The sequence below is a fragment of the Sorangium sp. So ce375 genome (assembly GCF_051473855.1).
Taxonomy (GTDB): Bacteria; Myxococcota_A; Polyangia; order Polyangiales; family Polyangiaceae; genus Sorangium.
The window spans coordinates 12363391-12384775 of the sequence record NZ_CP150335.1 but is presented as its reverse complement, the minus strand read 5'-3'; the positions used below and the strand labels follow the sequence as shown (position 1 = coordinate 12384775).

The 21385-nt window shown below is 72.7% G+C and carries 13 protein-coding genes; 4 read left to right on the top strand and 9 right to left on the bottom strand.

Annotated features, from left to right (window positions below; translation table 11 throughout):
* Window positions 1–39: 39 nt before the first annotated feature.
* Window positions 40–1338, bottom strand: a complete 1299-nt coding sequence (locus tag WME90_RS46000) for a FecR domain-containing protein (RefSeq protein WP_437278454.1) — start codon at window positions 1336–1338, stop codon at window positions 40–42.
* Complete coding sequence (locus WME90_RS45995; protein WP_437278453.1) at window positions 1335–2117, bottom strand: RNA polymerase sigma factor; 783 nt, start codon at window positions 2115–2117, stop codon at window positions 1335–1337. The genes WME90_RS46000 and WME90_RS45995 overlap by 4 nt, the downstream gene beginning before the upstream one ends.
* Window positions 2118–2422: 305 nt before the next feature.
* Between WME90_RS45995 and WME90_RS45990 the strand changes: the two genes are divergently transcribed.
* The gene (locus tag WME90_RS45990) at window positions 2423–2638 is read left to right on the top strand and encodes a hypothetical protein (protein WP_437278452.1); all 216 of its coding nucleotides are present in this window, start codon (window positions 2423–2425) and stop codon (window positions 2636–2638) included.
* Window positions 2639–2769: 131 nt separating this feature from the next.
* Here WME90_RS45990 and WME90_RS45985 read toward each other — a convergent pair whose 3' ends face one another.
* A complete protein-coding gene (locus tag WME90_RS45985; protein WP_437278451.1) occupies window positions 2770–2904 on the bottom strand; it encodes a hypothetical protein in 135 nt (44 codons plus the stop codon).
* 128 nt (window positions 2905–3032) lie between these two features.
* On the opposite strand from WME90_RS45985, the gene WME90_RS45980 reads away from it, so the two are divergent.
* Window positions 3033–4043 carry a hypothetical protein gene (locus WME90_RS45980; RefSeq protein ID WP_437278450.1) on the top strand — a complete coding sequence of 337 codons (1011 nt, stop codon included), beginning with the start codon at window positions 3033–3035 and terminating at the stop codon, window positions 4041–4043.
* A 55-nt stretch (window positions 4044–4098) separates the two neighbouring features.
* On the opposite strand, the gene WME90_RS45975 is transcribed toward WME90_RS45980, so the two are convergent.
* Window positions 4099–5253 (bottom strand): ferritin-like domain-containing protein, encoded by a 1155-nt coding sequence (locus WME90_RS45975; protein ID WP_437278449.1) that lies wholly within the window; start codon window positions 5251–5253, stop codon window positions 4099–4101.
* A gap of 268 nt (window positions 5254–5521) precedes the next feature.
* Window positions 5522–6997 (bottom strand): serine/threonine protein kinase, encoded by a 1476-nt coding sequence (locus tag WME90_RS45970; protein WP_437278448.1) that lies wholly within the window; start codon window positions 6995–6997, stop codon window positions 5522–5524.
* 444 nt (window positions 6998–7441) lie between these two features.
* Here WME90_RS45970 and WME90_RS45965 point away from each other — a divergent pair, with 444 nt between their 5' ends.
* A complete protein-coding gene (locus tag WME90_RS45965) occupies window positions 7442–8014 on the top strand; it encodes a hypothetical protein (protein ID WP_437278447.1) in 573 nt (190 codons plus the stop codon).
* A gap of 127 nt (window positions 8015–8141) precedes the next feature.
* Window positions 8142–12308, top strand: a complete 4167-nt coding sequence (locus WME90_RS45960; protein WP_437278446.1) for a serine/threonine-protein kinase — start codon at window positions 8142–8144, stop codon at window positions 12306–12308.
* Window positions 12309–12411: 103 nt separating this feature from the next.
* On the opposite strand, the gene WME90_RS45955 is transcribed toward WME90_RS45960, so the two are convergent.
* The 4 genes from WME90_RS45955 to aceA all read right to left on the bottom strand — a co-directional run bounded on the left by WME90_RS45955 (window position 12412) and on the right by aceA (window position 21355).
* Complete coding sequence (locus WME90_RS45955) at window positions 12412–16362, bottom strand: serine/threonine-protein kinase (RefSeq protein ID WP_437278445.1); 3951 nt, start codon at window positions 16360–16362, stop codon at window positions 12412–12414.
* A gap of 11 nt (window positions 16363–16373) precedes the next feature.
* Entirely contained in the window at window positions 16374–17111 is a 738-nt protein-coding gene (locus WME90_RS45950; RefSeq protein ID WP_437278444.1) for a hypothetical protein, read from the bottom strand.
* Window positions 17112–17404: 293 nt separating this feature from the next.
* Window positions 17405–19765 (bottom strand): glutamine--tRNA ligase/YqeY domain fusion protein, encoded by a 2361-nt coding sequence (locus WME90_RS45945; RefSeq protein ID WP_437278443.1) that lies wholly within the window; start codon window positions 19763–19765, stop codon window positions 17405–17407.
* A 291-nt stretch (window positions 19766–20056) separates the two neighbouring features.
* The gene (aceA, locus tag WME90_RS45940) at window positions 20057–21355 is read right to left on the bottom strand and encodes an isocitrate lyase (protein WP_437278442.1); all 1299 of its coding nucleotides are present in this window, start codon (window positions 21353–21355) and stop codon (window positions 20057–20059) included.
* Between the last annotated feature and the right edge of the window lie 30 nt (window positions 21356–21385).

Sequence of the window (21385 nt, the reverse complement as noted above, 5' to 3'; positions counted from 1 at the left end):
GCTCACCGGGGAGCGATCGACGTGGACGGGAGAGGCCAGTTACGGCGTCGGGCTCGCGTCCGGGGCCGGCGGAGGTTGCGGCGGCGGGGCCGCGGGCACCTCTTCCTCGGCCGCCTCCTCGCCCGAGACGATCCGCTGGACGTCCTCGCACCGGCCGTCCGGGTACTTGGCCACGTACTCCTTGGCCATCTGGGAGGCCTCTTCCTTGTTCCCGGCGACCACCTCGGCGCGGATGCGCTTGCAGAACGAGTCCTCCGCGAGGTTGCCCTCGGGCGACAGCGAGCGCGCCTGCTCGTAGTACCTCGCCGCCAGCGCCTGCTCGCCCATGCTGGCGTACATGTCGCCGAGCTTGTAGGCCGCGATCGGCGCGTTCGCGTCGCTCGGGAAGCCCTCGACGACGCGCGCGAACGCGCGCATCGCCGCGGCGCGATCGCCGCCCTTCGCGCGCAGCAGGTCGCTGAGGTCCATCAGCTCCCTCGCCGTCTTCGCGGAGGCGATGGCGCCGTCGATGCCGCCGCTCTGCTGCTGCAGGCTCTGCAGCGCCTCGGCGACGTTGCCCGCGTTGTACCGCGCGCGCCAGTCCGGCGCGGCGGCGACCGGCGCCGCGGTCGCCGGCGGCTCGACCGGCGCCACCTCCGCGCTCGATCGCGGGGTCGACGCGGTGCGGGCGCGCCGGGGCTCCGGCGGCGCCACGACCGCGATCCGCTGCCGGATCGGCACGCCCTCCTCGACGTCGCCGCGCCCGAGCTCCCGCGAGCCGGCCGGCGACGTGAGCTTGACCGAGCCATCCGCGACGTTGACGTCGATCGCGTCGACGTTGTGCTTCACGCGCAGCACGCTGCCCGCCGCCGCCGCGAGGCGGGCCTCGCCGGCGACGATCGCGAGCGCCGCCGTGCGCGTCGCGCTCACGGTGTCGAGCCACGCCTCTCCCTGCACGAGCCGCAGCGTCAGCGCGCCGCCGTCCGCCTGCTCGACCTCGACGGTCGTGCCCGCCGTCAGCGAGATCGTGCCGCCGCCCGGCAGCTGGAAGGTGCGCCCCTGCGAGCCCGCGGCGAACACGTCGACGAGCGACGGCGCGTCGTTGGCCGGCGCCACGGCGGTGGGCGCGGACGCGGCCTGCTCCTCGCTCCAGATCGCCTTGCCGAGCCACAGGCCGCCGCCGAACGCCGCGAACGTCGCCGCCGCGAGCATCGCCGCCACGCCCGCGCGCCGCGGCGACGAGCGCTCGCGCGCCCCGAGGTCGTGCTCGATGCGGTCCCAGACGCGCGCGATCCGCTCCTCGGTCGCGTGGTCGCGCAGATCTGCCGGGGCGATCCGGGGTAGCCCTCGCCGGCTCATGATGAGGCCTCGCTGCTGGTTGAATCCACAAAATGACCGTCGAGGAAGTGTTGCGCCCGCGAAATCCGCCGCTTGACGGTCGCGAGCGAGCAGTCCGTCATCTGCGCGACCGTCTCGAGGTCGTGCCCCTCCACCGAGCGGAGGATCCACGCGATCCGGTCGTCGGCAGGCAATGTCTGGAGCAGGGCGTAGATCTGCGCGATCTGCGCTCGCGCGTGGGGCGACGCGGCCGGGCTCGCCAGGGCGTCGAGATCGACCGGCTCGCTCGACTTGCCCATCCCGAGCACGCCGAGCAGCCGCGCGCGCCGCATCCGCGAGCGGACCTTGTGGACGATGATCGACCCGAGCCACGCGCGGAACGCCGCGGGATCCACGAGATCGTCGAGGCGCTCGAAGGCGCGGAGGAACGCGTCGTGCACGATGTCCTCCACGTCGCGCGCCGAGCCCTCGATGCGCGTCGCGAGGTGGATGGCGAAGGCGACGTGCCGCCGGTAGAGCTGCTCGAGCGCGCTCACGTCCCCGCGGGCGCCGAGCACCACGAGCTGCGCGTCCGGCAGCTCCGCGATGCCTCCTCCCCGCTCCGCCGGCGCCGTCGCGACGGAGGAGCGTCTGTCCGCCGCGCTCCCCGCGCGCGCGCCCCCGGGCCGTGCGCCGCCGCGCCCGCGCTCCTCCGGAGCGAGGGCGGACCCGGCGTCGCCCATGTCCTCCTCGACCTCCGCGGCCGGAGCGGCCGGGACGACCGGCTCGACAAGGCGCAAGCGCCCTCGCTGAGGTCTCATCGCCATGCGTTCGTACCAGGGGACATGACTGGAAAAGTACCGTGGATGGTGATCGCGACGCCCTCGCGGGCGGTGGGCGCTCGGCCCGGGCGGAGCGCTGCGCCCCGGGTTCCTGTCCAGAGCGGCATCAGGAGCGCCCCGAGCTTCCCACACTTTTCTAGACGCCTGGTCGGGCCCGGGCGGCTCATCGAAAAAACTGTGAGCCGTTCTGGCCCCCCGCGGCGTCTGGGTGGTGGCCGCCGGATTTGCGTGCGGTTTACACGCCTGTTGGTTGAGGGTGGTCTGCCCTCGTTTTGGAGGATTCCATGAAGAAGCTCGTTCTTGCGCTCGTCGCCGTGTCGTCCCTCGTCGTCGCCTGCGGCGGCAGCGCCCCGGCCCCGACCGACCCGGCGTCGACCCCGGCGGCTGACCCGGCGGCGGCTCCGGCGGCTGACCCGGCGGCGGCCCCCGCGGCTGACCCGGCGGCGGCCCCCGCGGCCGACCCGGCGGCGGCCCCCGCGGCTGACGCCCCCAAGCAGTGAGCTCTCTGCGCGGCACGTCGCTTCCTTGGTGAAGCGCGCACCGCGGAGCGCTTTGGGCGACGCCTCTCCGGAGGCGCCGCCCTCTTTCATTTTGTGCCGTGTGATCCCGCCGTCCGGCGCGGCTCGCCCGTTCAGAGCGGCTCGGCCGCTCGACGCGGCTCCGCGCTCGCGGTCTCGCTGACCGACGCCGCGCCCGTCAGCCCGCCGGCCGCGCACGCCGCCTCCCCGTCCTGGCGCGGGCGCGCCTGTGCTTTGGCGCCATCCACGGACCGTCTCCATGTATGTTCCGTCCGCGCGCCTTCCCGTGGACGGCTCAGCGCGGGGCCGCTGCGGCCCGCGAGCCGGTCCGACTCCTCCTGACAACCAGACCTCTCGTGTCCCAGGGGCTGATCGTATGGGTACCACAAGCCGGCTGAGCTTCCTGCTGCGGTCCGGGCGGCATCGCCCTGGCTTCCTCTCCGCGCGTGCCATCGCGTGGTCCGCGCTCCTCTGCCTCGCGGCGGCGTCGCTCGGGGCGGGCTGCGGCCGCACCGAGACGTGGGACTACGACGGCTCGTCCGGCCCCGAACCCTCGGCGTGCGGCGACGGCGCCTGCGATCCAGCGAGCGAGTCGTGCTCGAGCTGCGCGCGCGACTGCGGCGCCTGCCCGGCGTGCGGCGACGGCGCCTGCGCCGGCTCCGAGGACTGCGGCAGCTGCGCCGAGGACTGCGGCCCGTGTCCGCGCTGCGGCGACGCGGCCTGCGATCCGGCGAGCGAGTCGTGCTCGGCATGCCCGATCGACTGCGGCCTGTGTCCGAGCTGCGGCGACGGCGTGTGCAGCGGCGCCGAGACGTGCTCGACGTGCGCCGCCGACTGCGGCGTGTGCGAGCGTTGCGGCGACGGCGTCTGCTCGGGGACGGAGGACTGCCTCTCGTGCGCCCCCGACTGCGGCGTCTGCGATCCCTGCGGCAACGGCGTGTGCAACGCCGGGGTGGAGAGCTGCTTCTCGTGCCCGGCGGACTGCGGCGCGTGCGCCTCGTGCGGCGACGGCGTCTGCTCGGGGACGGAGACGTGCGCGTCGTGCCAGCGCGATTGCGGCGTGTGCTCGGTGTGCTCGAACGGCGTCTGCGAGAGCTTCGAGACCTGCACCGCGTGTCCTCAGGACTGCGGCGCGTGCGAGCCCATCGACTGCGAGGAGGTGGTCACCTGCGCCGCCCGGTGCATCGACGCGGAGCAGACGCCGCCGGCGTTCAGCATCGCGTGCGTCTCCGCTTGCGTCTCGAGGGGCTGCGCCAACGCTCAGTTTTTCGCCGATCAGGTCCTGACGTGCGCCTTCAGGTCGCTCCCTGCCTGCAACGGCGACTTCGGCTGCATCCAGAAGCAGTGCGGCGTCCAGCTCTCGGCCTGCATCAGGTCCACCTGCTGATCCCGCCCCGAGGCCGGCGCGGGCGTCCGCCCCCCTCGCCTCGGCCGCCCTCACCTCACGCGTCGTCGAGCAGCTCCTTGGCCGTCAGCTCGCTGGCCGCCCGGCCGTGCTCGTACTCGAGCAGGCCGAGCGAGGCGTAGCGCGGCCGGACCCGCTCGGAGAGCAGGCCGATCCGCTTCAGGTTCGGGACGATCCGCCGGAACATCGTCCGGCGGAAGAACCCCATCAGGTCGCTCTGGAGCATGAGCTCGTCCCACGCGCCGCGCGTCATGCGGTGGGCGTAGAACTCGTCGTAGAACTCGTGCGCCAGAAAGCGGTTGCGCAGGAGCACCGACAGCTCGAACGCCCAGTCCTCCCGCTCTCTCCTCGCCCGCTCGTCGATGCCCTCACGGTAGAACCTGCTCAGCGCGAGCACCCCGTAGTGGACGTGGCGCGCCTCGTCGGTGATCACCGACCGGAGGACGTCCTTGAGGAGCGGCTCGCTCGTCACCTGTCGAATCGAGCTGAACGCGCCGAGCGCCAGGCCCTCGATCATGATCTGCATGCCGAGGAACTTCATGTCCCAGCGGCCGTCGCTCATGATCGCGTCGATGACGACATAGAGGTTGTCGTTGATCTCGTAGAGCTTCTCCAGCTTCTGCGTGAGGTAGGCGTGGAACACCTCGACGTGGCGCCCCTCGTCGGCGACCTGCGTGCTCCCGTAGAGCTTCGCGTCGAGCGATGGCACGCACTCCGTGATCTGCGACGCCGCGAACAGGGCCCCCTGCTCGCCGTGCAGGAACTGGCTCAGCATCCAGGAGAGCAGCCCGTGGCGCTGCGTCGCGCGCTCCCGCTGGGAGAGCCTGTTCCAGGCGGGCAGCTTGGACGGCGGCATCCAGCTGTCGGGCAAGAGCGGCATTGCCGGGTCGAGCCAGTCGACGCTCCGCGACCAGTCGAGGTCTGTCGCAGCGTTCCACTGGGACGTCTTGGCCATGTGGTAGAGCCTCGCCATGTCGGGGTCGTCCCGCCCGTAACTCCAGTTAAAGCTGGCCTCGTATCCAACCGAGATTCCGGTCGAGACCACGCCCTTGCCGCGCCGCTGGACGAAGCCGCGAAAGGCGGGACCGAGGAGCGAGGCGAGCACACGGACGTTGCCGCTGCTCGACGCGTCGCGGAGGAGAGGGGCGGAATCGAGGAGGGTCTGGAGTGCTTGCTGGAGTCGCATGGACATGAGAGCTTTCCGGAGCGGCGAGGCGCGGACGCGAGGTCGAGCGACCCGCGGGCGGCCCTTATAATGGCACCTATCGTCGAGCGGCAATCGCCTCACGCTCGTTTTTGCGTCGTCATATCGACTCCGGGAGATCCCGAGTCGGCCAGGGGGTCCTCGCGGAGCGCGCGCCCGTCGCTCACCTGACATCGCACATCGCGGGGGCGCGGCGCGCGCGCCGCGCGCATCGCTGGACAGGCCGACGCGCGACGCCGGCCGCGCGCCCTCCGCGTCAGAGCGCGCGGCACCGCAGCGTCGGCGCCGGCGAGGAGCAGTGCCCGGAGGCGTCGCCGATCAGCACGAGCCCGGGCGGCCCCGCCGAGAGCTCGAGTCCGTGGATCCCGCTGACCGCCGCCTCCGTCGCGCAGAGCCCTTGCACCAGGTCGACAGGCGCCCACGCGCCGACCCGGGCGAGGTCGCCGCCGATGATCTCCGGGTGGTTCACCGAGCGCACCACCACCTGCCCGGCGTGCAGGCACAGGTTCGTGTGCACGCGCGTGTCCGGCCCGCTCCGCAGCGAGATCTCCTCGTGGAGCGCGGCGGCGATCTCGATCACCGCGGCGCGCTCCCGCAGCGCCTCCCACGGCTCACCGGAGAGCAGCCGCACCGCGAGGATCTCGCTGCCGGTCACGGAGGCCAGCGCGAGCCCGGCGTCCCGGAGGCGCTCCTCCGCGAGGTCGAGCACGAGGCCGAGCTCCTCGGCGAGCGAGTCGTCGAGATCATCGGCGTCGGTGCGCACCCGGAGATCGACGTACACCGCAATCGCGGCGGTCTGGAGCTCCGGCATGCTGCTCCGCCCCGACGTCGGCTCGCCGACCGCCTCGCGGAGCGTGTAGAGGAAGCTCTTCACCGAAGGGTAGCGGTGCTCCGGCTGCTTCTCCATGCAGCGCAGCACGACCGCGTCGAGCGCCGGCGGCAGCGGGGTCCGCCGGCTCGGGCGCGGCGCGGGCTCCTCCAGGTGCTGCCGGAGCAGCTCGGTCGCGTCCGGCGAGTAGAACGGGAGCTTGCCCGTGAGCAGCCGGTGAAGCAGGACGCCGAGCGCATACACGTCCACGCGCGCGTCGAGGACGCCGCCGAGGATCTGCTCGGGCGCCATGATCGTGAGGGTGCCGGGCGCCCTCCCCGCCGTGGTGAAGCCGCTCGATGCCTCTTCCGGCTCCATCAGCTTGGCGATCCCGAAATCGAGGAGCTTGACCGCCCGCGGCGTGCCCCTCGAGACGAAGATGTTGCTGCCCTTCACGTCGCGATGGATGACGCCGGCGGCGTGGGCCGCGTCGAGCGCCGAGCAGACCGGCTCGAGCAGCTCGAGCGCCTGCTCCGGCGAGAGCCGCCCTTCCTGCCGGAGGAGCACGTCGAGCGTCACCCCGTCGAGGTGCTCCATCACGTAAAATGGCCGGCCGTCCGCGAGCTCGCCGGCGTCATGAATCTCGACGATCCCGGGGTGATTGAGCAGCCGCACCACCTCGACCTCGCGCAGGAAGCGCTTCACCATCTTCGGCGACGCGGCGAGCGTCCCGTGGAGCACCTTCATCGCCACGCGCGTGCCGGTGCGGAGGTGCCGCGCCTCGTACACGGCGCCGCATCCGCCCCGGGCGATAGGCGACACAACGCAGTAATCGCCCGCGCGCGCGCCGCACGCCAGCTCGCCTCGGGAGAACGACCTCTCCTCCAGTGAAAATGCCCGCGTCTCGTTATCTCTCGTTGCCAAAGCATCCAACGTCATAACCCCCCCGATGCGGCTCAGGCCCCACCCGAGCGACGCGTTTCCCGCGCCAGACGGCCGTGTTGGCGCCACACGTCGCTTCGCCAAGTGGTACAGTAAATCCATCGTTATCCTTACGGTAGCCTATTCCATCTGCTAGCAGAAAGGGGGAGGGGGCCGAACCAGATGAAGAGGCGAATCCAATCGCTGTGCTTGCAGACGTTTCTGTTGGCTTCAGTGCCGTGCTGCGGTGGCACCGACGGATTTCCGGCGGAGTGGGGGTCGGTCGACGAGGTCTCAAGTGCGCTCCTGAATCACAACGCGCTCAACCCGAACGCTCTCAACCCGAACGCTCTCGACCCGGACGCTCTCGCCCCGAACAGACTTGCCGGGAGAAACCTCTCGGCGGCGGTCCGCGCCGTCATCGCCGCCCCCGGGGAGCTCGGCGCGATGTCCAGACAGCTCCTTCGATACATCGTCGGCTGCGCGCTGAACCCGTCTCAATCGCTCCGATTCTCGTGGCACGACGAGCTCGGCGAGCTGCACGAGGAGGTCTACCCGGGGAACCTCGGGCTCGCCGCGAGCTGGCTCATCGCACCGCTCAGCGAGTCCCGGGAGCAGTGGATCTCGGCCTGCGTGGCGTCGCGCGCCAACCGGACAGGCGTCTCCGTGATGATCTCGTCGCGCGCGGCGCACCTCGCCCTCAGGTACCCGGACGCGAGCGAGGTCGAGTCGTATCCCATGGAGGAAGGCGCGTTCTGGGGCAATCTGTTCGCGACCCCGCCCCGCCTCTATGCCTGCTACAAGGAGTCCAATGTGGAGAGCTCTCGCGCACTCAGCAGGGACTGCGCCGCGGGGCTCCCCGAGCCCGAAGGCGGCGTCCGGGAATGCCCGAACATTCACATCGTCGGCTCATGCGATCTCGCGTGTGGCGCGCTCAGCGCGATCGGCGGCTATCGCCCGAGCTGCGTCGACGATCGGGGCGAGTCGTGGCCCGCGGTGATTACGACGTTCCTGCCATGAGGCCCCCATGTTGCCCGAGGCTCGTCGAGGCGGAAACGCGGCTCGCGCCGGAGCGTCCACCGCGCGGTGCAAGGAGTGCGGCAGGCGTGTCGCCCACGCGGATCCCGGGTGTCCAGAGCACGGCCCCGTGGTGCGGCAGGCCAGCCCGGAGCCCGACGCGCCCGTCGGCACGGACGACTTCAGCGGCAGCTGGCTCCGCGAGGCCGCTCTGCCCACCATCGAAGGCTACCGCGGCCTCCGGCTCGCCGGCGCGGGCGGGTTCGGGGCCGTGTTCGCGGCCGAGCCCGAGGACGGCGGTCCGACGGTAGCGATCAAGATCGCGCGGGCCGACCGGCCCGACGCGAGCGCGCGCCTCGTCAAGGAGATGCGGGCCCTCTACGACATCGGGCCACCTCACGTGCCCGCCGTCTACGGGTGCGGCCAGCTCGCCTCGGGCGCGCCGTACTTCGTTATGGAGTACCTCGACGGCCCCACGCTCGCCGACCGCCTCGTCGCGCACGGCGTCGCCGACCCGGTACCGGCGCGCGAGGCGTGCGCCCTCGCGCGCGCCGCGCTCCGGGCCCTCGAGGCGATCCACGCGCGCGGCTACGTGCACCGCGACGTCAAGCCGGAGAACATCTTCGTTGCCTGCGCGCCGCTCGCCGCGGGCGCCGCCGACGACGGCGGGCACCGCGCCACCATCATCGATCTCGGCCTCGCCGCGGGGCACCGCGAGCCGTCACCCCACCTGCCCCGCCTCACCGCCGACACCGACGCGCCCGGCACCGCGGAGTACATGGCCCCCGAGCAGTGCGACGGCCGCGGCGACATCGACGCGCGCGCGGACGTGTACGCGTTCGGCGCCGTGCTGTTCGAGCTGCTCACCGGCAAGCCGCCGTTCTGGGGACCTCCCGCCCTGGTGCGGCAGGACCACCTGAGCCGCCGCCCCCCGCGCCCCTCCTTGTTCGCGCCGATCTCGCGCTCGCTCGAGGAGATCGTGCTCCGGTGCCTCGCCAAGGACAGGGGCCAGCGCTTCGCGAGCGCCGCGGCGCTCGGCGCCGCCCTGGAGAGCTACGAGCGCGGCCAGGAGCGCCGCCCGAGCCGCCTCCGGCGCCCCACCACGGAACCGCCGCCGCCGAGCGTCCGCAGCGTCGAGCGGCGCGCCGTCGCGCTCCTCTTCTTCGAGGCCGAGCTCGACGTCGTGGCCCTCCAGCGGAGGCTCAGCGCCCTGGGCAGCGAGCTCGCCCACGCCGCGGGCGGCCGCTTCGTCGCCGTCTTCGACCATGCCGACGGCGCGAGCCCGCTGCGCCGCGCGGTGTACGCCGGCCGCGAGCTCGAGCAGCAGGGCGTCCTCTCCCGCGGGCTGCTCGACCTCGCGACCGTGTCCGTCCAGCAGCGGCCCGATGGCACGCGGCGGTTTCTGAGCCCGCTCTTCAAACGGGAGGACCGGTTCGCGCCGGGCGGCCCTGCAGGCCTCACCCTGTCGTCGGCCGCCGCGGCGGCGCTCGGCGACGATGCCTCCCAGGCCCAGGGCGACGGCCTGCCGCCGCCGGGACCGGCCTCCGTCCGCCCCGGGCCGGCCGCCGCCCTGCCCGACGCGGACACCGCGCTCGACTCGAGCTCCCAGCCGCTCTTCGGCCGGAACGACGTCCTCGATGCGCTGATCGCGGGCGCGCGCGACGCCGTGGCGACCGCGACGCCCACCATCGCCAGCGTCATCGGCGTGGCCGGCCACGGCAAGAGCCGCCTCGCCGGCGCGCTCGCGCAGCGGCTGCGCGCGATCGAGGGGCGCGCCGAGGTGATCGAGCTGCGGACCGGCGAGCCGGTCGCGAACGGGGCCGATCGCGTGGTCCGGGAGATCCTCCAGCGCGCGCTCGCGCTGCCGTCGTCGCCACCGGCGGACCGCGGCAGCGCGCTCCTCCGGCGCCGCTTCGCCGGCGCGCAGCAGGCGCGGCTCGGGGCCGCCGTGGCGCTCGCGCTCGGCTGGATCAGCGACGACCCGCGCGCGGAAGAGCACTTCCCGGAGCTCCGCGCGCTCTCCGCGGCGCCCGGCGCGCTCCGCGCCGCGCTCGCCGTCGCCGCCGGCGAGGCCCTCCGCCGGCGATCGCGCCGGACGCCGCTCTTCGTGGTGCTCGACGACGCGCACGTGGCCGACGACGCGGCGCTCGCCGCGCTCGAGTACGCGGCGCTCGCCGAGGCGCAGGCGCCGCTCTTCATCTGCGCGTTCGGGCGGCCGAGCTTCGAGAGCGCGCGCCCCTCCTTCGGCCAGCGCGCCGCGCGCCGCGAGACCTACCGCCTCGAGGCGCTCGATCGCGAGAGCGCGATCGCCCTCTGCCGTCGGCTGCTCCTGCCCGCGGAGGACGTGCCCGAGCCCGCGGTCGCGCACCTCGTCGAGCGCGCGCAGGGCGTCCCGCTCCTGCTCATCGAGCTCGTGCGCGGCCTCAAGCGCGGCGGCATCGTGCGGCGGCACCCGCGGGGCGACGCGTGGTACCTCGCCACCGACGAGCTCGATCGGCTCCCGGACATGCCGCTCCTCGACTGGCTGGCCCTCGGCGAGATCGACGCGCTCCCGCCCGCGCTGCAGGCGCACGCGCGGCTGATCGCGCTGCTCGGCCCGGACATCGCGCTCACCGAGGTGGCCGGCGTGCTCCACCGGCTCGACGAGCACGGCGAGGCCGACGACCTCCCGCTCGACGCCGCGGTCGGCGTGAAGCGCCTGATCGCCGCGGGCCTCCTCGTGCAGGACCGGCGGGGCCGCATCGGCTTCCGGCACGCGCTGGTCCGTGAGGCGGTGGCCCGCGGCGCGCCCGAGCCGCTGCGCCGGCGCGTCCACCTCGCGGCCTTCAAGCTGCACCGAGACGCCGCGAGCGACGAGACCGGAGAGCGCGACGCGCCGCACCTCAAGAACGAGCGCCTCATCCCGCTCGCGTACCACGCTGCCCAGGCGGGCCTCGGCGAGATCGCCGAGATCGCCTACCTCACGCTGGCGGAGCGCGCGCGCGCGCGGCACGCCTACCTCGACGCGGAGACGCTCTACAGCCGCGCCCTGGAGCAGCCGATCGAGCCGACGGGCCCGGGCGGAGGCCCGCCCAGCCGCCGCGCGCCTGGCGGGGTGCGGCCCGACCGCGCGGCCGCGCACCGGGGCCGCGGCCTCATGCGCTACCGCCTGGGCCGCTACCACGACGCGCTCGCCGACTTCGCCAGCGCGCGGGCCATCGCGCGGGCGCGGGGCGACGTCCCGGCGCAGATCGACATCCTGCTCGACGAGGCCACGGCGCTCGACTGGATGGACGAGTTCAAGAGCTCCGAGGAGCGCGTCGAGGAGGCGGGCGTGCTCGCCGACGAGATCACGCTGTCGCCGGCGCTCGTCGCGCGCCTCGCGCTCGGCGCCGGACGCACGCTCCACCGCTTCAGCCGGGAGGAAGAGGCGGCCGCCGCGCTCGAGCGAGCGGCGGCCGCGGCCGCCACGCTCGGCGACGAGGGCTACGAGACGCTCGTCATCTCGCTGCTCATGCTCGGCTTCGTCCTCCAGGGGCTCGACCGGCTCGACGACGCCGAGGAGGCGCTCGGCCGTGCGATCGCGCTCTGCGAGGCGCACCACGACACGCTCCACCTCTGCTCCGTGACGAACAACCGCGCGCTCCTCTGGGCGTGCCGCGGCGACAAGGCCCGGATGATCACCGACCTCGAGCGGGTGCTCGCGCTCGCGCGCGACCTCGGCCAGAGCGCGCTGGAGCGGATCGGCGAGTACAACCTCGGCGAGTACCTCTACCTCATGGACGACCTCGCGGCGGCGAGGGCGCACATCGATCGCGCGCTCGATATCGAGCGGCACCGGCTCTGCGGGACGTGCCGGCCGGTCGCCCTGCTCCTCAAGGCCCGGTACCTCTTCTACTGCGGCGAGCACGCCGAGGCGCGCGCGCTGTTCGAGCAGATGCGCGAGATGCAGGAGCGAGCCCGCGAGGAGGACTGCGCCGACGCGCTCATGGTCCCCTCGGAGGAGGTGCTCTGCGCCATGATCGATCTGGCGACGCAGGACGGGGGCGCCGCGGACGACGCCGCGTGGGACGCCCTCGTCGACCGCTCGGCGCGCAGCTCCGTGGGCCAGGAGCACATCGAGGTCCTCGAGATCCGCGCGGTGACCGCGCTTCGCCGCGGCCGGCTCGCCGCCGCGCGCAGCGCGCTCTCGGCCGCGCTCCTGGCCGCGGAGCGCATCCCGAACGTGATGGGCGACCGGCTGCGCCGCCACGCCGCCGCCCTCGCCGAGCGCGAAGCGGCAGAGGCCGCCGTGGATCAGTCGACGCAGCTCGCGTAGGCGCGCGTCCGCGACCCGACGCGGCCACGGGCGCCGGGCCGCGCGCGCCCCGCGGCGCGCCCGCCCGGCAGAGCGCGGTCGCGGGCGGCGCCCCGCGAGCGCGTCACCCGGCGGCGGCGAGCGAGAGGGTCCTCGCGTTGTCGGGCACGCACGTCAAGAAGCGCTCTCGCCAGGTCGCGTCGCTGATCTTCGCCGCGCGCTCGAGCAGGTTCTCGCGCGCGACGGCGAGCGCCTCCGCGGCCTCGCGCGCGGCCCCCGCGGCGGCGAGCGCCTCGGCGTAGGCGAGCCGCACCAGCGACTCGCCCTCCTCGAGCGAGCCCGCCTCCTCGAGCTGCGCGAACGCCTCGCGCGCGGCCGGCAGCGCCTCTCCCGGGCGGCCCTGCGCGAGCAGCGCGCGCGAGAGCACCGCCACGGCGGCGGCGCGGAGCGGCGGCGTCACCGTCAGCACCTCGATCGCGGCGCGCGCCTCGCGCTCGGCGGCCACGGGATCGCCCGACAGGAGCAGGATCTTCGCCAGGTACGTCAGCGTCACGCCTTCCATGCGCCGGTCGCCGTTCTGCTGGAACACCGCGGCGACGCGCTGCTCGAGGAGCTTCGCCTCCTCGAGCTGTCCCAGGTGCGCGATGACGTAGCCGAGGTTCTGCAGCGCGGCCGTCTCCAGGTCGTCGAGGCCCATGCGCTGCGCCGCGGCGAGCGCCGTCCGGAGCGCCGACTCGGCCACCTCGAAGTCGCCGAGCTCGCCGTACAAAAAGCCCAGGTTCTCGCGCACCGCGCAGGCGTTCCGGCGGTCTCCGGCCTGCTCGAACGCCGCGAGCGCCGCCGTGAGCCCGTTCAGCGCGGCGCCGATGTCGCCCTTCGTCTGCGCCCGGATCGCGCGCGCCTCTTGGTAGACCCCGAGCGCCTGCGGCTCGAGCCCGGCGGGCTCGCTCGCGACCGCGTCGAGCATCTGGATCAGCGCGTCGGCCGCCGCGTAGCGGCCGCCGAAGATGAGGTACGTCGCGGCCTCGCACAGGCACATGATCCGCGGGCTGAACGCGCCCGCCGCCTCGGCCGCCCGCGTCGCCCAGGCCTCGACGCGATCGAAGTGGCCGAGCTTCCCCTCGGCGATGATCACCTGCCCGATGGCGCGGAACCACGGCGAGCTGCCGGTCCGGACGAGGCTCGCCGCCTCGGTGCCGCGCTGCGCGGCGAGCGTCGCCTCTCCTTGCCACAGGCCGATCTCGGCCTCCACGAGCCGCAGCCGCCCGAGCTCCTCGTCGGTGGCCCCGCACTGGATGCCCATCTCGGCGCGCGCCAGCGCGCTCGTCAGATCGTTCGCCTCGAGCGCCTGCTCCGCGGCCCTCCGGTACCACCGCACCGCGCGCCCCGGCTCGCCGCCCAGCCGGAAATGCTCCGCGAGCGCCATCGCGTCGGTGTGCCCGCTGCGCTCGAGCCACTCGCCGGCCAGCTTGTGGCCGAGGCCGCGGTCCTGCTCCGTGAGCATCGCGTACGCGGCCTCGCGCACGATCGCGTGGCGGAACACGTAGTCCGTCGGGATGAGCCACCCCGGCGTCGAGACCGGGGCGATGAGCTCCCGCGCGGCGAGCGCGTCGAGCCACGTCTCGGTCTCCTTCACGCGCGTCGCGCCGCCGAGCAGCGCCGCCACCGCGAGCTTCGAGAAGCGGTCGCCGAAGATGCTCGCGGCCCGCAGCACGCGCTTCGCCTCGTGCCCCTCGGCGTCGAGCCGCGCCTCGACCGTGCCCAGCACCGAGTCGGGCAGCACGTCCCCCTTGCCGTCCGCGACCGCGCGGATGAGCTCCTCCAGGTAGAACGGGTTGCCGTCGGCCCGGTCCACCACCCGGGCCACGGTCTCGGCCGGCGTGTCCTCGCCGAGCGCGCTGCGCACCATCCGCTCGCTCGCCTTGGCGGGCAGCGGCCCGAGCTTGATCGTCTGCACCTCGCGGTCGCTCCACAGCCCGGGGAACTGCTTGCTCACCTCGGGCCGGGCCAGCGCGAGCAGCATGAGCGGCAGGTCCCTGAGGTTCCGGAGCGTCTGATCGATGAGGCGCACGGTCGCCGGATCGCCGAAGTGCAGGTCCTCGAGCACGAGCAGCACCGGCTGCGCCGCGCACTCGGCGGCGAGCCAGTCCTCCCACGCCGCGCGCGTCGCGTCGGCCATCAGCATCGCGTTGTCGCGCGCCGCGCGCAGCCCGCTCGTCTCGCCGTCGGGGAACGGCGTCCGCGAGAGCTCGCCCAGGAAGGCCGAGATCCGGTTCAGCGCCTCGCCGCTCAGGTGGCGCCCTAGCCGGCGCTTCAGCTTGCGCCGCTTGGACTCCACCGACTCGCCCTCGCGGATCCCTGCCGCCCTGCGGATCGCGTCCGCGATGAGGCCGTACGGCGATCCCGCGGCCATCGACTCGGCCCGCCCGGAGAGGATCTCCACCGTCCCGAACTGGCGCCGCACCCGGGTGAGGAACTCCAGGCGGAGCCGCGACTTCCCCGCCCCCGCCGGGCCGATCACGAGCACCGCGCTCGCCAGCGACTCGCTCACGCACCCGGAGAACACGCCCTCCAGCATGGACAGCTCGCGGATGCGGCCGACCCAGAGGCTCGGCTTGCCGAGGAGGACGGGGGTGCTCTCGTCGGCCGCCGTCTCGGTCGCAAGGAACGGCCCGTGCTCGTCCGTCTCCACCTTCAGCCGGCCGCCGACGACGCTGGCGGTCACGTCGTCGAGCCGGACGCCCCCGGCCTGCGCGGCCCGCAGCGCGCGCACCCCCCGGTCGATGACGTCGCCCTCGATGAGCTTCGCCGACGACACCCCGCGCCCCGTCGCGACCGCGAGCGGGATGCCCGGGAACCTCGCGCGCAGCGCCAGCGCGCACCGCGCCGCCCGCTCTGCCCGGTCCACGGCGCTCCCGGCGCCGGCGAGGATCGCGATGAGCGATCCTCGCGAGATCTCCGTGATGTGGGCGCCGTAAGGCTCCACCGCGGCGCGCACCTCCGACCGAGGCACCGAGGAGCCCGGGCCCTCGCTCGAGAGCTCCTGCAGCACGCTCGATACGTCCGAGGCGCTGGGCACGCCGCCGGCCGCCGCCACGCTCATCTCCACGTCGTCCGGCTCGCCGGCGAGCACGAGCGACACGAGCCGCTGCTCGCTGCGCGTGAGGAAGCCCTCGGGCCGCGCCGAGCGCATGGTCTCGTCGCGCTGCGAGGCCAGCGTGGCGGGCGGCCGCGGCGTCGCCCAGGCGTCCAGCGCCTCCGCGATCTGCGCGAGCTCGACCCCGACGTCGCCGCCGTCGCGCGGCCGGTCCTCGGGGTTCTTCGCCATCATCCGGTCGATGAGGCGCTCCAGCGGCTCCGGGACATCCGCGCGGACGTCGCGCAGCCGCGGCGTCTGCTGGAACAGGAGCTTGGCGAGCGCCGCCATGACGTGCGCCCCCTCGAAGGCCGGGCGGCCCGCGATGCACTCGTAGAAGACGCACGCGAGCGAGAACACGTCCGCCCGCGCGTCGAGGGCGCTCCCGCTCTCGATCTGCTCGGGCGCGATGTACCCCGGCGTCCCGAGGATCCCGCCCGTGTAGGTGAGCCGCCGCGACTCCCCGTCCGGGCGCGCGATCCCGAAGTCGACGAGCTTGAGCTGGCCGACGTCGCCGGCGATGAGGAAGATGTTGCTCGGCTTGACGTCGCGGTGGATGATCCCCCGGGAGTGCGCGAAGGCGAGCGCGTCCGCCGTCCTTCGCAGCACCGCGAGGCTCTCGGCGAGCGCGAGCTGGCGACGCGCGAGGCACGCCGCCAGGTCCTCGCCCTCCAGCCACTCCATCGCGAGGTAATGGTCCCCCGCGGCGGTGCGCCCGTGCGCCACGTACCGCACGATCCCCGGGTGGCTCAGCTCTGCGAGGATCTGCGACTCGCGCTCGAACCGCTCGACGTCGAAGGCTTCGCGGCTGTGCAGGACCTTGAGGGCGACCGGGCGGGCGTCGAGGCGGTCGTGCGCGCGAAAGACCGTCCCCATCCCCCCGGCTGCAACCTGCTGCCCGACGACGAAGCGGCTCGCGAGGACGGCGCCGGAATCCACGCGGCTCGATGCTACTCGAGGAAGACGCTCACCGAAGCCTTGTAGCTGTCGGTGCCGCGCGGAAAGACGGGGGCGCCGCACTGCAGCTCGAAAGGCTCGCGATCCCGGCAGTTCGTGAAGCTGCCGTCGGGGCGCATTTTGTCACACACCTCCTCACAATCGCCCCCGACGACATCGACAACGCAGTCCTTGAGCGAGGGCCCGCAGACGCGCGGGATCGACGACTTGCCGGGCGCGAGGCACGCGAAGCGGCGCTGCTGCTCGAGGAAGACGTTGCCGTAGTAGGTCGCCTCCGGGACGTCGTACCCCGCCCGCTCCTTCTTCGTCGACGAGAGCGCCTCGTTCTTTCCGCGGAGCGAGATCATGACGTGCTCGCCCTTGTAGTTCACGCGGGCGAGCAGGCACGCCGAGACCCACTCCTGGCAGCTCTCGCCGCACGACCCGTGCTTCTTGCCCCACTCGGGCGCGAGGCCGAGCTCGCCGGGGAAGTGGTAGGGCACGCCGTCGACTTTGACATCGACGCTCTCGTCCTCGGGGAGAGCGCAGCTCACGATGAAGCTGAAGAGCTGCCTCGACTCGGCATCACGCAGCGCATCGCGCGTGAGCGAGTTGCCCATGAGGGCGCTGGAGGTCAGATCGTTGCGGATCAACGCGTTACGGATCAGCGCGTTACGGACCAGCGCGTTACGGACCAGCGCGTTACGGACCAGCGCGTTGTGGACGATGACATCCTGCTGGACCTCCGCCACCGCCTCATCATCCCCATCGAGCTCGCTAGACGCGACACAAGCAGCCTGCGAGGACGACACAGCCACGCAAGCGATGAGAGCGAACAGGCGTGCAGATTCCATAGTCCTAATCAGATCTACACCACTCCAGCTCTCAAGTTCAATTATTTTATGGACATTTTGCTGGACATGTTTCTCCACACTGCCACTACACGCATCACGTAGTCAGGTGCCGGGCGTGGGGCAACGCAGAGCGCAGCACTCGCGCGCACCCCGCGTCGGGGGGGAAGCGAAACAGCGTGTGGGTGGGAGATTTACGCCAGCTTCCTGGCCAGCAGCGAATTGACCAGGTCCGGGTTCGCCTTGCCGCCGGAGGCCTTCATGACCTGACCGACGAAGAACCCGATCAGCTTCGAATTCCCCGCGCGGAAGCGGGAAACCTCGCCTGGATGGCCGGCGAGGATCTGGTCGACGATGCGCTCCAGGGCGCCTTCGTCGGCGACCTGCCGGAGCCCTCTCTGCGCGACGATCGCCTTCGGGCTACCGCCCTGCTGCATTATCTCAGCTAGGACATCTTTCGCGATCTTTCCGGAAATCGTCCCGTCATCGATCAGCGCCAGGAGCTCGCCCAGCTGCGCCCCCGAGACGGGCAGGTCGCCTGTCTTCCTGTCCTTCAGCTCGCGGGCGAGCGAGTGGATGACCCAGTTGGCGGCGCCCCGGGGGTTGTCGTGCACGGCCACCGTCTCCTCGAACAGCCGGAGGAGGCCGTCGTCGTCGGCCAGGACGACGGCGTCGTCGCCCGGTATCCCACGTGTGTCGATGAGGTGTCTGGCCTTCTCGGCCCGCGCCGGGTCGAGCCGCGCGAGCCGCTCCTCGAAGGGCGCGCGCTCGGCCCTCGGCTTCGGCGGCGGCGCGCTCGCGGCCGGGCTCGCGGGCGCGGGCTCGGCGGCCCGAGCGGGCTTCTCCGCCGCCAGCCTGGACCATGAGTCCTTGAGCGCCACCGTGCGGTTGAAGACGGGCGCCCCGGGCGCGGAATCGACGGGATCCACGAAGAAGAACCCCTGGCGCTCGAACTGGACATGGCTGCCCTTCTCCACGGTGGACAAGCTCGGTTCCACCTGACACCCGCTCAGGACAACCAGCGAACCAGGATTCAAGTTCTCCAGGAAATCCTTGCCCTCTTCCACCGCGTCGGGCCGCTCGGCCGAGAAGAGCCGGTCGTAGAGCCGGACCTCGGCGGTGAGCGCGTGGGCGGCAGAGACCCAGTGCAGCGTGCCCTTCGGCTTGCGTCCGTCGGGCGCCTCACCGCTCTTCGTGGGGCGATCGTACGTGCAGCGGAGCTCGATCACCTCCCCTGTGGCATCGTCTCTCACCACCTCACGACAGGTGATGAACCCGGCGTAGCGGAGCCGCACCTGCTGCCCGGGCGCGAGCCGGAACCACTTCTTCGGGGGGTCCTCGAGAAAGTCGTCGCGCTCGATGTAGAGCACCCGGGAGAGGGGGACCTTCCGGGAGCCTTGCCTCGGCACGTCGTCGGGCCAGTAGGGCGCGTCGATCTCCTCGACTTGCCCCTCGGGGTAGTTCTCCAGCACGACGCGCAGGGGGCGCAGCACCGCCATGACGCGCGGGGCGCGGAGGTTCAGATCGTCGCGGACGCACGACTCGAACTTCGCGACGTCCACCATGCTGTTCGTCTTGGCGACGCCGATCTCCTCGCAGAACGAGCGGATGGCCTCGGGCGTCACCCCGCGGCGCCGGAGGCCGGCGAGGGTGGGCATGCGCGGGTCGTCCCAGCCCGTCACGAGCCCGCCCTTCACCAGCGCGAGCAGCTTCCGCTTGCTCATCACCGTGTAGCTCAGGTTGAGCCGGGCGAACTCGTACTGGCGGGGGCGGGACGGGACGTCGAGGTGCTCGATGAACCAGTCGTACAGCTCCCGGTTGTTCTCGAACTCCAGCGTGCAGATCGAGTGGGTAATCCCCTCGATCGCGTCCGAGAGGCTGTGAGCGAAGTCGTAGAGCGGGTAGACGCACCAGGCGTCGCCCGTCCGGTAGTGGCGCGCGCGCTTGATGCGGTAGATCGGCGGATCGCGCATCTTCATGTTGGGAGCGGCCATGTCGATCTTGGCCCTGAGCACGTGCGCGCCCTCCGGGAACTCCCCTGCTCTCATCCTGGCGAAGAGATCCAGGCTCTCCGCGGCGGACCTGTTCCTGTAGGGGCTATCCCGCCCGGGCTCGGTGACGGTGCCGCGGAGCTCGCGGGTCTCCGCCTCGCTCAGGCTGCACACATAGGCTCTCCCCTTCTGGATGAGCTCCACCGCGAAGGCGTACAGCCGCTCGAAGTAGTCCGACGCGAAGAAGAGGTCGTCGCCCCAGTCGCCGCCGAGCCAGCGTACGTCCCGGAGGATCGACTCCACGTACTCCATGTCTTCGGCGGCCGGGTTCGTGTCGTCGAAGCGCATGTGACATGCGCCCCCGAAGTCCGCTGCCAGCCCGAAATTGAGCAGGATCGACTTCGCATGTCCGATGTGCAGGTAGCCGTTCGGCTCGGGCGGGAACCGGGTCACGACCCGCGTGTGCCTGCCGGCGGCGAGGTCTTCGGCGATGATGTTGCGGATGAAGTTGGACGCGGCGACGCTGCTGTCAGCGTCGCTCGCTCTGGGGCTCTGCGTTGTCACAGCTCTTTTCACCTTGGCTCGGGCGGCGCCGCCCGCGCCGAGCCTACTCAAACGGCACCCGCCGGGCCACCGCGGAGACGGCGGCCGCCCGGCGCGGCGCCGGCCGCGCTCCGCGGGGACGGGCGCCTCGCGCAGCGCGGAGGGGGCGCGGCGGGCGGGACACGGGCGGGCGGAGGGGGAGGCGCGGGAGGCGCGCCGCGGCGGGCAGACGGCGCGCAGGCGGGGAACGGCGAGGTGCCGCGGCGGACGGACGCGGGCGTGCGCCACGGAGAGCGCACGCCCGCGCGGCGCTCAGAACTGGGCGGCCTCGGTGGACTCGTGGAGGGCCAGCGTGGACGCCGCGCCGCCCGAGATCACCTGGGCGACCTCGTCGAAGTAGCCCGTCCCGACCTCGCGCTGGTGGCGGGTCGCGCTGTAGCCGAACTGCTCGCCGGCGAACTCGGCCTGCTGGAGCTCGGAGTACGCCGCCATGCCGCGGCGCTGGTACTGGCGGGCGAGCTCGAACATGCTGTGATTCAGCGAGTGGAACCCGGCGAGGGTCACGAACTGGAACTTGTACCCCATCGCGCCGAGCTCCCGCTGGAACCGCGCGATCGTCGCGTCGTCGAGGTGCTTCTTCCAGTTGAACGAAGGAGAGCAGTTGTAGGCGAGCAGCTTGCCGGGGAACTGCTTGTGGATCCCCTCCGCGAAGCGCTTCGCCTGATCCAGGTCCGGCGTCGAGGTCTCGCACCAGACGAGGTCCGCGTAGGGCGCGTACGCGAGCCCGCGCGCGATGGCCGCCTCGAGGCCGCCCTTCAGCACGAAGAAGCCCTCGGGCGTGCGCTCCCCGGTGACGAACGGCTTGTCGCGCGGGTCGACGTCGGAGGTGATCAGCTTGGCGCTGTCGGCGTCCGTGCGGGCGACGAGGACGGTCGGCACGCCCATGACGTCGCTGGCGAGGCGGGCCGCGATGAGGGTGCGGATGAACTGGCTGGTCGGGACGAGGACCTTGCCGCCCATGTGCCCACACTTCTTCTCGGAGGCGAGCTGGTCCTCGAAGTGAACGCCCGAGGCGCCCGCCTCGATCATGGCCTTCATCAGCTCGAACGCGTTGAGCGGCCCGCCGAAGCCCGCCTCCGCGTCGGCCATGATGGGCGCGAGCCAGTAGCGCCCGGCCTTGCCCTCGGCGTTCTCGATCTGGTCGGCGCGGAGGAGCGCCTGGTTGATGCGGCGCACGAGCGTCGGGACGCTGTTCGCCGGGTACAGGCTCTGGTCGGGGTACATCGTCCCGGCCTCGTTGTTGTCGGCCGCCACCTGCCACCCGCTCAGGTAGATGGCCTTGAGCCCGGCGCGGACCTGCTGCATCGCCTGGTTGCCGGTGAGGGCGCCGAGCGCCGCCACGTAGGGCTCGGAGTGCATCAGGTTCCAGAGCCGCTTGGCGCCGAGGGTCGCGAGCGTGTAGTCGATACGGACGGTGCCGCGGAGGCGCGCGACGTCCGCCTCGGAGTACGGACGGAGGACGCCATTCCACCGGCCGGGGACGGTGTCGCTCGCCGTCGCGTGCAGGGAGTCCACGGAGATCGGCGTATTCAACGGGAAAGCAGCGGACATGACTGGGCTCCTAATGCGTTGGGGTTGGGG

Excerpts from the sequence above, each read along its gene's own strand:
- WME90_RS46000 (WP_437278454.1), bottom strand. The coding sequence starts at position 1,338 with ATGAGCCGGCGAGGGCTACCCCGGATCGCCCCGGCAGATCTGCGCGAC.
- WME90_RS45995 (WP_437278453.1), bottom strand. The coding sequence starts at position 2,117 with ATGAGACCTCAGCGAGGGCGCTTGCGCCTTGTCGAGCCGGTCGTCCCG.
- WME90_RS45990 (WP_437278452.1), top strand. The coding sequence starts at position 2,423 with ATGAAGAAGCTCGTTCTTGCGCTCGTCGCCGTGTCGTCCCTCGTCGTC.
- WME90_RS45980 (WP_437278450.1), top strand. The coding sequence starts at position 3,033 with ATGGGTACCACAAGCCGGCTGAGCTTCCTGCTGCGGTCCGGGCGGCAT.
- WME90_RS45975 (WP_437278449.1), bottom strand. The coding sequence starts at position 5,253 with ATGTCCATGCGACTCCAGCAAGCACTCCAGACCCTCCTCGATTCCGCC.
- WME90_RS45965 (WP_437278447.1), top strand. The coding sequence starts at position 7,442 with ATGTCCAGACAGCTCCTTCGATACATCGTCGGCTGCGCGCTGAACCCG.
- aceA (WP_437278442.1), bottom strand. The coding sequence starts at position 21,355 with ATGTCCGCTGCTTTCCCGTTGAATACGCCGATCTCCGTGGACTCCCTG.